The 14,141-nt window shown below is 56.3% G+C and carries 10 protein-coding genes; 7 read left to right on the forward strand and 3 right to left on the reverse strand.

Features of this window, described 5'->3' with window-relative positions:
• Positions 1-9 precede the first annotated feature (9 nt).
• The gene (locus ACVWZF_RS06715) at positions 10-1,566 is read left to right on the forward strand and encodes a phytoene desaturase family protein (protein ID WP_099812798.1); all 1,557 of its coding nucleotides are present in this window, start codon (positions 10-12) and stop codon (positions 1,564-1,566) included.
• A gap of 59 nt (positions 1,567-1,625) precedes the next feature.
• On the opposite strand, the gene ACVWZF_RS06720 is transcribed toward ACVWZF_RS06715, so the two are convergent.
• Complete coding sequence (locus tag ACVWZF_RS06720; RefSeq protein ID WP_238376827.1) at positions 1,626-2,996, reverse strand: hypothetical protein; 1,371 nt, start codon at positions 2,994-2,996, stop codon at positions 1,626-1,628.
• Positions 2,997-3,318: 322 nt separating this feature from the next.
• Between ACVWZF_RS06720 and ACVWZF_RS06725 the strand changes: the two genes are divergently transcribed.
• Both ACVWZF_RS06725 and ACVWZF_RS06730 read left to right on the forward strand, forming a co-directional pair.
• Positions 3,319-3,930, forward strand: coding sequence for a hypothetical protein (locus ACVWZF_RS06725; protein WP_011431687.1), 612 nt, complete (start codon positions 3,319-3,321; stop codon positions 3,928-3,930).
• 51 nt (positions 3,931-3,981) lie between these two features.
• A complete protein-coding gene (locus ACVWZF_RS06730) occupies positions 3,982-4,626 on the forward strand; it encodes a DUF7933 domain-containing protein (protein WP_457411143.1) in 645 nt (214 codons plus the stop codon).
• 194 nt (positions 4,627-4,820) lie between these two features.
• On the opposite strand, the gene ACVWZF_RS06735 is transcribed toward ACVWZF_RS06730, so the two are convergent.
• Positions 4,821-6,224, reverse strand: coding sequence for a phosphoglucomutase/phosphomannomutase family protein (locus ACVWZF_RS06735; RefSeq protein ID WP_457411145.1), 1,404 nt, complete (start codon positions 6,222-6,224; stop codon positions 4,821-4,823).
• Positions 6,225-6,494: 270 nt separating this feature from the next.
• Here ACVWZF_RS06735 and ACVWZF_RS06740 point away from each other — a divergent pair, with 270 nt between their 5' ends.
• The 3 genes from ACVWZF_RS06740 (at position 6,495) to ACVWZF_RS06750 (ending at position 10,456) form a co-directional block, all read left to right on the forward strand.
• A complete protein-coding gene (locus tag ACVWZF_RS06740) occupies positions 6,495-7,217 on the forward strand; it encodes a hypothetical protein (protein ID WP_011431684.1) in 723 nt (240 codons plus the stop codon).
• Positions 7,218-7,400: 183 nt separating this feature from the next.
• The gene (gene phnD, locus ACVWZF_RS06745; RefSeq protein WP_011431683.1) at positions 7,401-8,405 is read left to right on the forward strand and encodes a phosphate/phosphite/phosphonate ABC transporter substrate-binding protein; all 1,005 of its coding nucleotides are present in this window, start codon (positions 7,401-7,403) and stop codon (positions 8,403-8,405) included.
• A gap of 140 nt (positions 8,406-8,545) precedes the next feature.
• A complete protein-coding gene (locus ACVWZF_RS06750; RefSeq protein WP_011431682.1) occupies positions 8,546-10,456 on the forward strand; it encodes an ABC-F family ATP-binding cassette domain-containing protein in 1,911 nt (636 codons plus the stop codon).
• Here the strand turns inward: ACVWZF_RS06750 and ACVWZF_RS06755 are convergent.
• A complete protein-coding gene (locus tag ACVWZF_RS06755; protein WP_083757623.1) occupies positions 10,453-11,403 on the reverse strand; it encodes an arsenic resistance protein in 951 nt (316 codons plus the stop codon). The genes ACVWZF_RS06750 and ACVWZF_RS06755 overlap by 4 nt on opposite strands.
• Positions 11,404-11,600: 197 nt before the next feature.
• Here ACVWZF_RS06755 and ACVWZF_RS06760 point away from each other — a divergent pair, with 197 nt between their 5' ends.
• Positions 11,601-14,126, forward strand: a complete 2,526-nt coding sequence (locus tag ACVWZF_RS06760; RefSeq protein WP_049749540.1) for a DNA gyrase/topoisomerase IV subunit A — start codon at positions 11,601-11,603, stop codon at positions 14,124-14,126.
• The last annotated feature ends 15 nt before the right edge of the window (positions 14,127-14,141 follow it).

Genomic DNA, 14,141 nt, shown 5'->3' on the forward strand with positions numbered 1-14,141 from the left:
GGATTGTCGATGAGCTACGACGCGGTGGTGATTGGGGCCGGGCACAACGGGCTGGTGAGCGCTTGCTATTTGGCCAAAGCGGGGCAAAAAGTGCTGGTGCTGGAGCGCTATCACACCGTTGGTGGTGCTGCCATTACAGAAGAAATTCACCCGGGCTTTCGCGTGTCGGTGGCTTCCTATTCCTGTAGTTTGCTGCGACCGGAGATCATTCGCGATTTGCGCCTGCCGGACTATGGCTTTGAGGTCTACGCCAAGCAACCTTCCTACTTCATGCCTTTCCCGGATGGGCAGCACCTCTTTCTGTATGCCGATAACCGTGCCAAGAGCAAGGCGGAAATTGCCAAGTTTTCTCGCAAAGATGCGGAAGCCTACGACCGCTGGGAGGAGTTTTGGGATCGGGTGAACGAGGTGGTGGAGCCAACCTTAATGCAGCCGCCGATTTCACTGGGCCAACTGGCGGATCGCTTTGCAGCTGCTGGCTATGAAGACGATTTCCGCCGCATCATGCTCCTCTCGACCACTGATCTCCTGGATGAATTCTTCGAGTCGGAGCAAGTCAAGGCGGCGATGGCTCCTCAATCTTTGATCGGCACCTCTGCCGGGCCGATGACTCCGGGTACGCCCTACATCTGGCTGGTCCATGCGGTAGGTCGGGCCATTGGCTCGCGTGGGGTCTGGGGCTATGTGCGCGGTGGGATGGGATCCATTACCCAAGCGATGGCCAAGGCAGCTCTGGACTTAGGGGTGGAGATCCGCACGTCTGCTCCAGTGGCGGAGATCTTGATGGAGAGTGGGCAGGCCGCTGGGGTTATCCTCGAATCGGGGGAAACCGTGCGGGCGCGGGCGGTTCTCTCCAATGCCCATCCCCAAATCACCTTTTTGCGGCTCTGCTCCTCTTTGCCCCCAGACTTGCGCGACCGACTAGAACGGCACTACCGCACCTCAGGCCCGGTGTACAAGCTCAACTTGGCCCTGGAAGAATTGCCTCGCTACACAGCGGCCCCTGCTGAAGTGCCCCCAGAAGTGGTCAGTTCCGCCACGGTAGACATTGCTCCCTCGGTGGCCTATCTGGAGCGGGCTTGGGATGATTGCAAATACGGGATCCCTTCCCGGGATCCGTTTATCGAGATCTACAGCCAATCCCCCACCGACCCGACGATGGCTCCCCCAGGCAAGCACATTCTCTCCTGCTTCTGCCAGTTTGTGCCCTACCAACCCAAAGGGCGGGACTGGAACGATGGCCTACGGGAGGAATTTGCCGATCGGGTAATCGACAAAATTGCCCAATTTGCCCCCAACATTAAAAACGCCGTGATCGCACGGCAGATGTTGTCGCCCGTGGATCTGGAGGCCCGCTTCGGCCTTGTGGGGGGCAGCATTTTTCACGGGGAAATGACGCCGGATCAAAGCTACAACCTGCGGCCCATCTCCGGCCTAGCCGACTATCGATCCCCCATCCCCGGCCTTTACCTCTGCGGCTCAGGGGCGCACCCAGGAGGCGGAGTGACCGGGATCCCTGGCCACAACTGCGCACAGGTGGTGCTCAGCGATCTACCCAAGCTCTGACCGACGAAAAGGCCAAGCCAGAGCGGATCCCTGCTCTGGGATCAGACGGTTTGCCTGGGCTACAGGCGTACCTCAGTTCCCTCAAAGAACCCACGGATGATTAAGATAGTTCCAGTTGGGTCTGGAGTAAGAGTGTTAGTAGGGAATTGCTGTTCCAAAAACCACTGGCCGGAAATGCGCTCAGCAGAGGTCGTTGAATCGAAGACAAGGTTCAGATTTCCTCTTTGTGTTCCCCCACCAATATCAAGCCGGTTAAACGGCCCTGATAACTGTGCTCCGGCCAAGGTGCGGAAGAGGAAATCCCCCGTTGCAGGCACGATGCCCTGCAAAACAACTGGAGTACCCCCGCCTTCTTCCCTTTCAGTTCGTAATGAGAAAAAGTAATCAAAGGCTGTAGGAGCATTTGGCGGCGGGCTGACCTGCACAAAGTTGAGGACTGTGCTGACGTTGGCCGGATCAAACTCCGCTTGAACACGACCGTTCAACAGGCGGCGGATGCGAACCAACTGATTGGGCAAGATGTTCGGTCGAGTCGGATCCGGAGCGAACAGTACCGACTGCGTACCCACCTGGGCAGGGCGATAGACAATCTCCGCCTGGTTGGGCCGGAAGTTCAGGCGGGCAAAGAGAGCCAAGGCATCCTCAGGAGTGCCATCGCCCGCAACCCCCCGCTGCCGCACCACAAAGCTCGCGGAGAAACTGCCTGTTTGGAGAATAGCGACTACAGGACCTTGGGGTGGAGGAGGGTTGACAAAGGAGCCAGGCGCCAAAATCTCACCACCGGGGCCAGGGCCACCGTTTTCAAACAATACACCCACAGTGGGGACAATCAGGGAAGAATCTCCCTCCAGGACGACTTGATTACCATTTCTACTCACCAAAATGCGGCGCACGGTGAGCGTTAAAACAGTGCGGTCATCTCGGATAGCCCTGAAGGTGGTGTTCACCCGAATGCGCTGGTCGTTGGGGAGGGTCGAAATTGCAACCAGCCCGGCGATATTGAATTGCGTAGATAGCCTGCCGTCGTTGGGTCCAAAGGCAGTGATATTCACCAGCGGTGTGGTTCGCCCAATTTGGATGGCCAGGGTGCTGGAGCGAAGAGTTGAGTCAATCGTCAGCTCAGTGGCTGGGATCTCGTTCACAGGCAAGATGCGGGCTTCAACATTGGCGATGCGAGCTTCACCGCTGCCTTGGAGGGGGTTGGTGCGCACAGGGATCCCGTTGTCAAACCTCGGATTGACATAGTCCAGCCGCAGGCTGGTGGTCTCCAGCACCGAGCCGGGGGTAAAGCGATACTCTTGGGCCGAGACAAAGGCAGCCGGATCCACCTGGACGGGCCCAGGCAAGGTCGGAGACTCATTAACTTCTCCGCAGCCGCCTAGCAGCAAGACTCCACACAAAACCGCCAACGAGCGACCTTTGAAGTTCATATGGCACTTCCTCACACACCTTAAATCTGGGCAAATCCACACACAAAATGGGGAGAAGGCACCCAACCCCTAACGCTACAGGTAAGCTGGCCGCCCCTGCTCGAGGCTATGATACCCCATATCTAGGGGATGGGCCATTTCCAGAACAATTTCTTGCATTTGCTCTGCCGCTCGCTTGACAACGCTCTAGGATGCAGTAGAACTAACAGCAGGCATCCCCCTTGAAATTGTGCAGATGCATAAGACTTGAGCAAGCTCCGTGGATCCCCGCTGGACGCTGCCTAAGACGTTTGCTGTGGTGTGAGTGAGTGGAGATTTTTCGATGAGACGACGTTTTGGCTCAGCCCTTGGCCGTGGCGGCCTCTCTCTTTGGGCAACCTGTGCTTCGGTTGCGCTGATTACCGGCTGCAGTAGCGAGACCACCAGCGGGGTGCCGCCTCTACTGGCTTCTAGCGGTGCCACGCCTCCTCCTGTGGCCGTTGCCCCCACGATTGCCCCCATCACCCCACCGCCCATCCAGCTCGACCTACCGGATCCGCCTAGTCTGTTGCCAGATGGGGAGTTCAATCTTTCATCAGTGGAATCCGCTTTCGTAACCATCACTCTGAGAGGCTTACTTGCTCCAGGAGTGATCAGGAGCGTAGAGGTTCAGTTTTTTAACATCAGTCGCGGCACGGATATTACCAGCATCTTTTTGCCGACGGCAATCGAGCAGTTTAGAAATACGCTGATAGGCAGAGGCAATAGCTACGACGACCGAATCAACGGGATCACGCTTACCAACGGCTTCACCTTCCCGGCGGATCTAGCCGCCTACAACACCAACGTTGCTGCGGGAGAAAGGGTTTTGGTAATCGTGGTCATTCGAGATTCATTTGGTCAAGCTCTGAGGCTGGAAGCGGACGCCCAAGCCACCCAAGCTGGAGCTGAGTAAGGCTGTTTGGGTTTGTGCCACGAGAGAGTTGAATGGCAGGAGGATGAGGGAATGAAAACGGGAAAAGTAGCTGGGGTTTTGGCTTGCTTGTGCTTGGGCTTGCTAACAGCTTGTCAACAAACTAAAGAGAGGAATCCAATCAGCTCGCTGCCAGGGCCAATCATCCCTGTGCAAAACCCAAACACAGAACCCGGAGGAACGGGGGTAGGGCTGCCATCCACCCCGCCCCTGCCCACTCCCAATCCCTCTCCTAGCATTATTGGCTTGCCCCCAGGCCCCTTGGCTGCTCCAACGTTCACTAAGCAGTTTGTTCCTAACCCGACTACAAACGGCAACGTCGTAACTGTTGTCTTCACAATTACGAACACTGCAACTGTTCCCATAACCGGCCTCAGTTTCATCGACATTTTGCCCAACGTTCCGGCTTCAGGGTTACAAATTACGACTCCAGCAGTTACCTCAAACACCTGCGGTGGCACGCTGACAGCAAATGCTGGTACGACCACGATTTCTCTCGCGGGCGGAAGCCTAGCCGCAGGCGCCTCCTGCGTGGTTTCTGTATCGGTCGAGCAAGCTCCGCCCCTGCCTCCACCACCACCACTACCAGTGACCTACACCAACCCACCAGTTACTCTCTTGAGCAATGGCGCGCCGCCAGCGATTTCTGGTTCAGCTACTGTAACTTTTACACCGTAACTTTTAAGTAGAGTTCTTACCCTTGACCCAAGTAAAAGTGAGGCAGATGGGTCAAGCTGTGAGCATTCCTATGCTGCTCAGCAGAGCTTGGGGGGAGAGGCCAACCCTGTAGGCTGCCGCAGTTTGGCAGCCTCTCAGTCTCTGCACTCAAGAGTCAAAGGGATCCAGCTTTGCGCAAAAGATTATCTGGGATATTAAGCTGTTGTGCTGTTCAAGCCGGCTGCCCAATCCAGCAGGCGATTCACTTCTTCCGGGGTTTTGGCTTCCGAGTACAGCCGCAGCAGAGGCTCGGTGCCGCTGCCGCGAATCATCACCCAACTGCCGTTGGCGAGGGTGAATTTGTGGCCATCTTTGTCGAAATGTTTGATCACCTGCTGCCCCAAAATCTCAAGCGGGGGATCCTTTTGCAGCCGCTGGAAGAGCTGGGTTTGTTGATTTTGATCGGCGAGGTGGAGATCGCGGCGCAGGTAAACAGAGGTGAACCCTTCCCGTTCCTGCAAAGCTCGGTAAAGGGCGCTGAGATCTTGGCCGGTTTCCGTAACCGCTTCGATGAGATACAGGGCCGAAAGCAGGGCATCCCGCTCGGGAATGTGGCCCAGGTAGCCGATGCCGCCCGATTCTTCTCCGCCCAACAGCACCTGGGTGCTCATCATGCGCTCGGCGATGTACTTAAAGCCCACCGGCATTTCCGTAACCGGCAGGCCGTAGTGCTCCGCAACTTTAACAAACAGTTCGGAGCCGCTGATGGTTTTGACAATCTCGCCCCGCAAGCCGCGTCGCCCGGCCAGGTGGTCGATCAAGATGGGGATCAGGATCTGCGGGCTGAGGAAATGGCCCTGCCCATCCAGGGCGGCAATGCGGTCGGCATCTCCATCAAAGACCAAACCCATTTTCAAGGGGGCGGGATCCGCCGCGATGATCTGAGCAGAAGCCTGCAGGTTTTGGGGCAAGGGCTCGGGGGGAAATCCCCCAAACAAGGGATCCCGATGCGCCTGCAATTCAATCACCTTCTCCCCCAAGAGGCGCTTGAGGCCGCCAGCGCCAGAGCCAAACATGACATCCACCCAAATCTTGGCCGGGGATCCTTTGAGCTTTTCCAGATCCACAAAGCGGCTGAGCTGGGCCAGGTAGCCAGGCCAGGGATCCCAGGCGTGAATGGGGGCCTTGTGGGATCCCAGAGGTTGCAGGTGGCGCATATCCTGCTCGATGGCGGCAGTGACTTCCGGTGGCACGGATCCGCCAAATCCCCCCTTGACCTTGAGGCCGGAATAGTGGGGGGGGTTGTGGCTGGCGGTGATCACCAAAGCGCCGTGGCAGCCCCGCTCCTTGGCACCCCAGCTAAAGGCCGGCGTTGGGGCCACACAGGTGGAGAGGTAAACTGGGATCCCCAGGCGGGCCACCACCTCAGCAACGTGGGCGGCAAAGCGTTCCGAAAGAAAGCGGTTGTCGTAGCCGACCAGGATCCCTTCGCCGGGGTAGGTGCGGGCCAACACTTGGGCGCTGGCCTGGGCGGCAAGGGCCAAGTTTTGGAAAGTAAAGGCATCGGCAATCACGGCTCGCCAGCCGTCGGTGCCAAAGTGAATAGGGGGGGTGGGCATGGCTTGATGTATCGGATCCCGTCGCATCAACTCATAGCATGATGCCAAGGTCAATGGTTTCAAGGAGGACGAAAAAGCGGTTGATCTGCGGTTTCTCAGCCCACTCTCAGGCAAAATGGGCTGCATTCTCAGCTGGAGCGGGGGTAATAAGAGAGGAGTTTCTCTTGCAGGGTTCATCAATCCAGCTCCCAGCCTGACGGCCCAAGGTATCTGCGAGGGAGTTCCTCCGCGTATTTACGTGGGTACAGTTCTGCAAGTTGTGGTGCCAAGATGTTCAGCCTACTCCTTCTGCTGACCTTGATTGGGGTGATCTTCTTCACCCGGCGGCTACAGCAACTCCTGCACAACATTCCGCAGCGCTACTGGCTCTCTCTGGGTGGAGGGATTTCTCTGGCCTATGTGTTCACGGCTTTTTTGGCGGAAGTGACGGAGCTGCAACAACACTTGATGCCCCTAGAAGTGCCTGTGTTGGGCTATTTGATTGAACACATTCATCTGCTCATGTTGCTGGGCATTGTTACGGTATATGGGTTGGAGGGGCTGGCCCAATCTTCCAAGCAAGAGGCATTGCTGCATCCAAGGATATTTTCCGTTCACATTGGTTTCTTTACGCTCTACAGCGTAATTCTGGGTTATTTGCTAAGACACACGGTGCAAGAATGGCTCAGTTGCCTGTTGCTGACCATCGCTTTGGCTATCCACCTCAGCATCGTCTGTAAAGATCTATTTGAGCATCATCCCCACTTATTTCAGCACCAAGGGCGTTGGCTGTTGATCGGATCCCTTTTTGTCGGTTGGCTGATGGGGCAAAGGGCCATTTTGCCGGAGATAGCCTTAGCCGCCAGCATTGCCTTTGTAGCGGGGGTTTTAATCTTTCAAGTGCTGAAGCACGAGCTACCCGAAACCGAAGGGCACTTTGGGGCATTTTTGGCGGGTGTTGTCGGTTTTGGTAGCTTGCTGGTGGCCATTTCGGCCATTCGGGCCTGGGAGTGAGTTCTACGGGTAAACCCAGCGTATCAGTAGCAATCACTGGGATCCCTCTCTGAAATTCTGCGGATTTTGAGTGGAGATTACCTTTTCTGAATCTTCGCTTAACAAAAAGTTAACTCTAGCCTGCTATTTTCTATCTGTTCCTTGAAGAAACACTGAGCCCTCATTGAGGAGTCAATAGACACTATGATGAAAACTTTCTTGGCAGGCCGTCGCTCTTTGCTCGTGGGGCTAGTTGCCACCGTGGCCGGTGCTTCTGTAGCCCTGTCTGGACTGGTGCATGCCCAGGCCAAAGATTGCCCCCGTCCGCCGGAGATGGATGTGCGCTTCTGCGACCGCGATGGCGATTTGATTGCCGATGTGCCGGAAGATCCGAACGAGTGGATCAATCCGGATACCCTGATCTTTGCCTACACCCCCGTTGAGGATCCCTCAGTTTACAAGAACGTTTGGGCTGAGTTTCTCGATCACTTGGCAGAGTTAACCGGCAAGAAGGTGGAATACTTCCCAGTGCAGTCCAATGCTGCTCAGTTGGAAGCGATGCGGGCGGGCCGTCTGCATGTGACCGGCTTTAACACCGGCTCTGTCCCTTTGGCGGTGAATGCGGTGGGCTTCCGTCCTTTTGCTATGATGGCCAGCTTGGATGGCAGCTTCGGCTACGAAATGGAGATCATCGTTCCTGCCGATAGCGATATCCAATCCATCGAAGATCTGCGCGGTCGGCAATTGGCTTTCACTAGCGAAACCTCCAACTCTGGCTTTAAGGCTCCTTCGGCGCTGCTGAAAGGGGAATTTGGCATGGAGCCCGGGGTTGACTACCAAACTGTCTTCTCAGGCAACCACGAGAACTCTATCTTGGGTGTGTTTAACGGTGACTACGAGGCGGCGGCTATTGCCAACTCCGTGATGACCCGCATGGCCAAGCGGGGCACGATTGATCCCAGCAAAATTCGCACCATCTACAAATCTCAAACTTTCCCCACCACAGCCTATGGAGTTGTCTACAACCTCCACCCAGAAGTGGCGGAAAAAGTGAAAGAGGCTTTCTTCACCTTTAAGTGGGAAGGCACCAAGCTAGCGGAAGAGTTTGGCAAGAGTGGTGGGGAGCAGTTCATTACCATCACTTACAAAGAGTATTGGGAAGTGATCCGCACTATTGATAAAGCCAGCGGCGTGGAGTACAAGCTCTAAATCCTCTCCAGCAGATCTTTCACTTATGGGATCCCTTCTCGATCGGGGATCCCTTTTTGTTGTCCTGCGACAGTCAGGATCGAGCCGGACAGTATCATCGTTGCAGACCTATCCTGCAGATCCCAGCATCCTGATCCCCCATGGCCCTGTTCACCCTCAACTCCGTTCGCAAAGATTTTGGCATCAAGGAACTCCTGAGGAATGCCAGTTTCAGCCTAGAAGAAGGCGATAAAGTCGGCATCATCGGCACCAACGGTTCCGGAAAATCCACACTGCTCAAGATGATCGCTGGCCTAGAACCCATCGATGGGGGCGACCTCTGGGTCAGTTCTGGGGCGAGGATAATCTACCTACCCCAACAGCCAGAGATGGATCCCGAGCATACGGTGCTGGAGCAGGTGTTTGCGGCTGCCGGAGAAAAAATGCGCCTGATCCGAGCCTACGAGGAGCTTTCCCATCGCTTGGCCCATCAAGGTGGGGATCCCAGTCTGTTATCCCAGTTGGCCAGTATTAGCGAGCGTATCGAGGTGGAATCCGCTTGGGATCTGGAAACCCAGGCCAAAACCATTCTCAGCCGTTTGGGCATTGCAGACTTTCAGGCCCGCGTTGGCGATTTGTCGGGGGGATACCGTAAGCGGATTGCCATTGCGTCAGCCCTCTTGGCAGAGCCAGATGCTCTACTGATGGATGAGCCCACCAACCACTTGGATGCCGAATCGGTGGAATGGTTGCAAGATTATTTGAATCGTTTTGCTGGGGCAGTGCTGCTGATCACCCACGACCGCTATTTTTTGGATCGGGTTACCCAGCGCATTCTGGAAATTGATCGCGGCGATCTGTATGCCTACAGCGGCAACTACTCTTACTACCTGGAGAAAAAAGCGGCTGCTGAAGCGGTCGAAAAGGGATCCCAACGCAAGTATGCCAATCTCTTACGGCGGGAATTGGAATGGCTCAAACGAGGCGCCAAAGCCCGCAGCACCAAGCAAAAAGCCCGCAAACAGCGCATCGAAGACCTACAAAATCAAGAATTCAAGCAAGCTCTGGGACAAGTGGATATTGCGACCGCCGGGCGTCGCATCGGCAAAAAGGTGATCGAGCTAGAAGGGATCCACAAATCCTACGGCGACCAACTCCTCATTCAAGACTTTACCTATACCTTTGCCCCCGATGATCGGGTGGGCATTATTGGCCCCAATGGGGCGGGAAAATCGACTTTGATGAATATCATCATCGGCAAATTGGCTCCAGATGCGGGCCGAGTGGAGATTGGCCCCACCATCCACATTGGCTACTTCGACCAACACTCTGACGATCTCAGCCTCAACCCCGACCAACGGGTGATCGAGTACCTCAAAGAAGTGGCAGAGCTGGTGAAAACTGCCGATGGGGAGACGATCACCGCATCGCAAATGTTGGAGCGCTTTCTCTTTCCCCCCAATCAACAATATGCCCCACTCCACAAACTTTCCGGTGGTGAGCGCCGCCGCTTGTTTTTGTTGAGGGTGTTGATGCAAGCGCCGAATGTGTTGATTTTGGATGAGCCCACCAATGATCTGGATGTGCAAACCTTGGCAGTATTGGAAGACTATCTGGAAGAATTCAATGGTTGTGTGATCGTGGTGTCTCATGACCGCTATTTTTTGGATCGCACCGTGAATCGCATCTTCGCCTTTGAGGGATCCGGCCGAATCCGGCAATATCCTGGCAACTATTCTGTTTATCTGGAGCATAAGCAGCGCCAAGAGAGTGAGATCAAATCCGCCCGCCCTGAGTCTGTCCCTCTCATTCCCCAGCCTGAAAAAGAGCTTGATAGGATCCCACAAAGCAGAAAACTCTCCTTCAAAGAAAAACGGGAATATGAGCAGCTTGAAAGCCAAATTCCGCAGATGGAGGCAGAAAAAGCTGAAATTGAGCAGATCCTTTATCGCAACCCTCCCAGCGGCTACAGCGAAGTGCAAAAGTTAGCCCAGAAACTGGCAGACTTAACCGCCGCCATCGACTCCGGGACCGCCCGTTGGCTAGAATTGGCCGAGCGCCACCTCAACTAGCGTCGAGCCTGCTTCCAGCATCTCTTCTGTCGAATTTGCAACAGCATCTGGGCAACAATCGTCAAAACTGGCAGCTCGATCAGGGGGCCGATCACCAAAGCCAGAAGGATCAACGGACGCTGCGGAAAAGCAGAAGCAGCAATGGCCAAAGCAAGCGGAGAATTGCGAGCCAAGGTTGTACAGGTCAAACAGACCCACTCCTCATAAGCCAAACCCAGCCAGCGGCTGACCTGGTAAGCCAAGAGGAAGTTGACGGCGAAAAAAACCAGAATGGGAGGCAGAAGCTTGAAAAGTAGGGCTGGATTCTCAGCGAGAATGCTTCCTTCAGTGGCAAAAATAAAAACTATCGCTAGATTCAAAGCCACAATCTGCATGATGCTAATCCGGTCTTGATAGCTTTCAAGGGATCCCCTCTCTCCACGTTCCGTTTTGATTTGCCGAATGGAGTATTGTGTGAGTGCTGCTGCCAGCAAAGGCAAGAAAAGGATCCAAAACAAGCCTGACAATAAAATTTCAACATTTAATTCGACTAAATCTCCTGCCAAAAGCAAAAGATAAACTGGCAAAAGCAAAACTTGCAGAACCAAATTAACAGGCAACAGGGCCGTTGCTAAAACCACATTTCCACCCGCTATCCCTGTAAAAACCAAATACCAATCCGTACAAGGAGTTACCATCAACATGAGCAGGCCAACCCACAAATCTGGCAGATCCGATAAAAAAACAGCCCCCAATCCCCAGGCAAAAATCGGAGTCCACAGAAAGTTGATCGACAAACTGGCCAACGCCACTGCCAATACAGCTTTAGAAGCGCGATTAACCTGCTCAAGTTTCTGAAAAAAACCTTTCCCCCAGATGCGAGTGGAATGCCCAGGAAAGTGAGATAAAGCAGCAAAGCCAACAGAGGTTGTACCCAGCCTCTTAAGATTTGGACAGAGTTTGGCCATCCTGTGAGGGCCAGACCCACGCCGATCGATACCACAACGAGCAAAGGTTGAGCTCTTTCAGAGAAACGCATGGATACAACTCGATGGATAGTGAGCAGCATTTCCAGTCTCTCAGCCCCTGTCAGTGTGGGATCCCACCTCGCAAGAACCAGAGAAACGGCTACAGTAACCTGGAAAGCGTTCCGCTCCTTTGTGCCATGACTCAGCAACTGACTCTCGACGGACTGGGATTTGGCTCGGGTGGGGGATCCCGTCTGGGTCGGGTGATTGTAACCGATTTGCAGGGGGAGATGCAGCGCTCCTACCTGGAATACGCCATGAGCGTGATCGTGGGGCGGGCCTTGCCGGATGTGCGGGATGGCCTCAAGCCGGTACACCGCCGCATCCTCTACGCCATGCACGAGCTGGGCCTGACGCCGGATCGCCCCTACCGCAAATGCGCACGGGTGGTGGGGGATGTGCTGGGGAAATATCACCCCCACGGGGATCAGGCAGTTTATGACGCGCTGGTGCGCATGGTGCAAGACTTTTCCAGCCGCTATCCCCTGGTGGCGGGACACGGCAACTTCGGCTCTGTGGATGATGACCCGCCGGCGGCTATGCGCTACACGGAGTGCCGGCTGGCGGAGCTGAGCCACACAGCGCTTCTGGAGCAGGTGTCGGAAGAGATCGTCGATTTCATGCCCAATTTCGACGGATCCCAGGCGGAGCCCACCGTTCTCCCGGCCCGATTGCCCATTTTGCTGCTCAACGGCTCTTCCGGCATTGCCGTGGGCATGGCCACCAATATCCCACCCCACAACCTGGGGGAAGTGGTGGATGGCCTGTTGGCTTTGATCGACCATCCCGACCTCAGCCCTGAGGAACTGTTGCGGTGGATCCCAGGGCCGGATTTTCCCACCGGCGGCCAAATCTTAGACACCCAAGGGATCCGCGCAGCCTACCTCACCGGGCGCGGTTCCATCACCCTGCGGGGGGTAGCCCGATTTGAGGAGATCCAGCCGGGCAAAGGACGCCACCGGCGGCCTGCTCTAGTCATCAGCGAGTTTCCCTATCAGGTGAACAAAGCCGCCTGGATCGAAAAAGTGGCCGAGCTGGCCAACCAAGACCGCATCAGCGGCATCGCCGATCTGCGGGATGAGTCGGATCGCAGCGGCATTCGCGTGGTGGTGGAGCTGAAGCGAGAGGCCAACCCACAGGCGGTTTTGCAGCAGTTGTATAAGCTCACCCCTTTGCAAAGCAACTTTGGAGCCATCCTGCTGGCTTTGGTGAACGGGGAACCGCGGCAGCTGAGCCTCAAAGAGATCCTGCAGCACTTTTTGCAATTTCGCGAGGCCACCCTCAACCGGATGTTCCGTGCCGAACTGCAGCAGGTGCAGCGCAAGGCGGAAGAGGTGGCAGGAATGTTGCTGGCGTTGGCGGATCTGGAGGGGGTGATCGAGCTGCTGCGGCAAGCGCCCGATGGCACCACGGCCAAAGCCCAATTGCAAACTCGCCTGGGCTGTACCCCCCAGCAGGCAGAGACGATTTTGGCCATGCCTCTGCGTCGCCTGACGGGATTGGAGCGGGAACGGCTGCACCAGGAACACGCCCAGTTGCAGACCCGCATCGAAGAACTGCAGGGGCTACTCAGCGACCGCCGCAAGCTCTTGAATTATTTGAAAAAAGAGCTGCGACACCTGAAAAAGACCTTCGGGGATCCCCGGCGCACCCAGATCCTCTCAGCCTCGGAGCTGGAAGCGGAAGTGGCCCAAATCCCCAGCGGCGAAGAGACGGAAGAGACCCACTTCTTGCTGCAATTCACCCGCAAGGGCTATGTGCGCCGCCTGCCTCTGCCTAGCCGTCGCTCCCGCAGCAACCCGGCGCAACGGGAACTGGGGGAAGATGTGCTGGTCGGCCTGGAATGCGTCACGCTGGAGCAGGAAATCTTGGTGCTCACCGCCGGCGGCAAAGCTTTCACCCTGCCCATCGCAGGGATCCCCCTCAGCACTGGGTCCTCACGGGGGGTGCCTCTGGTTACCCTTCTCCCCAACCCTGAGCCGATCGTCGCCACCTTCACGTTGGATCCGGATCCGGGCAAGGCAAGTTTGGTGGTGCTCAGCCGGCAGGGGCGGATCAAGCGGCTGGCCCTGGCAGAGCTAATGGGCCTCACCCAACGGGGATCCACCGTCCTCAAACTAAAGGAGGGAGATGAGCTGGGCTGGGCAGCCCTTTGGGATCCCGACCACCAAGGCTACAGCGTCGTCCTGGCTACTTCAGGGGGACGGGTGCTGCGGCTGGATGTCCAACAGATTCCCCTGATGGGTCGGGCGGCTATGGGATCGCCGGCCCTGCGCCTGGGGCGCACCGAGCGAATAGTTGGTATGGCGCTGGTGCCCTCCCAAGGGATCCTGGTTCTGGCCAGCCGGTTGGGCTATCTGAAGCGCTTGTCTCTGGAGGAGATCCCCATCTTGGAGCGGGGTCAAGTGGGCGCGCCGGCCTTTCACTTCTCCGACCGAGGGGATGTGCTGGTGGGCTTGGTGGGTCTCCCCCCCGAGCTGGAGAGGCCTTCCCATCTGCAACTGGATGTGATCACGGAGTCTGAACAGGTGTACTCCTTCTCTCCTGCCGAGATCCCGCTGCAAAGCCGCTCCGGGGGCGGATCCCTCCTGGTCAAAGGGGAGCGGGTCAGGGAGTTGCGCCTGTTCTGGCCGCAGTGGCTGCCGGAAGGCGATGTGGGATAGCTCTTGGGGGAGCAG

The sequence above is a fragment of the Thermostichus sp. OS-CIW-30 genome (genome assembly GCF_054060215.1).

What these genes read in the sequence shown, in the direction of transcription:
- ACVWZF_RS06715 (WP_099812798.1), top strand. Translation starts at nt 10, where the DNA reads ATGAGCTACGACGCGGTGGTGATTGGGGCCGGGCACAACGGGCTGGTG.
- ACVWZF_RS06750 (WP_011431682.1), top strand. Translation starts at nt 8,546, where the DNA reads ATGGCCCTGTTCACCCTCAACTCCGTTCGCAAAGATTTTGGCATCAAG.
- ACVWZF_RS06740 (WP_011431684.1), top strand. Translation starts at nt 6,495, where the DNA reads ATGTTCAGCCTACTCCTTCTGCTGACCTTGATTGGGGTGATCTTCTTC.
- ACVWZF_RS06760 (WP_049749540.1), top strand. Translation starts at nt 11,601, where the DNA reads ATGACTCAGCAACTGACTCTCGACGGACTGGGATTTGGCTCGGGTGGG.
- ACVWZF_RS06755 (WP_083757623.1), bottom strand. Translation starts at nt 11,403, where the DNA reads ATGGCCAAACTCTGTCCAAATCTTAAGAGGCTGGGTACAACCTCTGTT.
- ACVWZF_RS06735 (WP_457411145.1), bottom strand. Translation starts at nt 6,224, where the DNA reads ATGCCCACCCCCCCTATTCACTTTGGCACCGACGGCTGGCGAGCCGTG.
- ACVWZF_RS06730 (WP_457411143.1), top strand. Translation starts at nt 3,982, where the DNA reads ATGAAAACGGGAAAAGTAGCTGGGGTTTTGGCTTGCTTGTGCTTGGGC.
- phnD (WP_011431683.1), top strand. Translation starts at nt 7,401, where the DNA reads ATGATGAAAACTTTCTTGGCAGGCCGTCGCTCTTTGCTCGTGGGGCTA.
- ACVWZF_RS06720 (WP_238376827.1), bottom strand. Translation starts at nt 2,996, where the DNA reads ATGAACTTCAAAGGTCGCTCGTTGGCGGTTTTGTGTGGAGTCTTGCTG.
- ACVWZF_RS06725 (WP_011431687.1), top strand. Translation starts at nt 3,319, where the DNA reads ATGAGACGACGTTTTGGCTCAGCCCTTGGCCGTGGCGGCCTCTCTCTT.